Source organism: Luteolibacter pohnpeiensis (assembly GCF_016595435.1).
Classification (GTDB): Bacteria; Verrucomicrobiota; Verrucomicrobiia; order Verrucomicrobiales; family Akkermansiaceae; genus Luteolibacter; species Luteolibacter pohnpeiensis.
Window position 1 is genome coordinate 1 of record NZ_JAENIJ010000248.1, and the last position, 309, is coordinate 309.

Sequence of the window (309 nt, forward strand, 5' to 3'; positions counted from 1 at the left end):
GGAATTGGTCAAAGGGGGCGACGGCACGGTGTATGCAGACAGTGCGTATCGGAGTCGTGGATCGATGGCGATGTTGCGGCGCAAAAAAGTCAAAGCACGCATTTGTCAGAAGGGGTCGAGGGGCAAACCGCTGACCAAAGTGCAGAAGAGGGAAAACCGCAAGAAGAGTGGGATTCGAGCGCGTGCCGAGCATGTGTTCGGTGCGCAAGTGTATCAGATGGGCGCGGACCGGATTGCTACGATAGCATCGTAAGAGCGGCACGCGTCAGCGGCCTGGCAACCTCGTTTACAATCTACTTCGGCTGGGAC

General features: G+C 57.3%; 1 protein-coding gene. It reads left to right on the forward strand.

Going from position 1 to position 309, the window contains the following annotated elements; translation table 11 throughout:
* Positions 1 to 253, forward strand: a 253-nt coding sequence (locus JIN85_RS21140) for a transposase (protein ID WP_200274581.1), incomplete at its 5' end; no start/stop codon positions are given.
* Between the last annotated feature and the right edge of the window lie 56 nt (positions 254 to 309).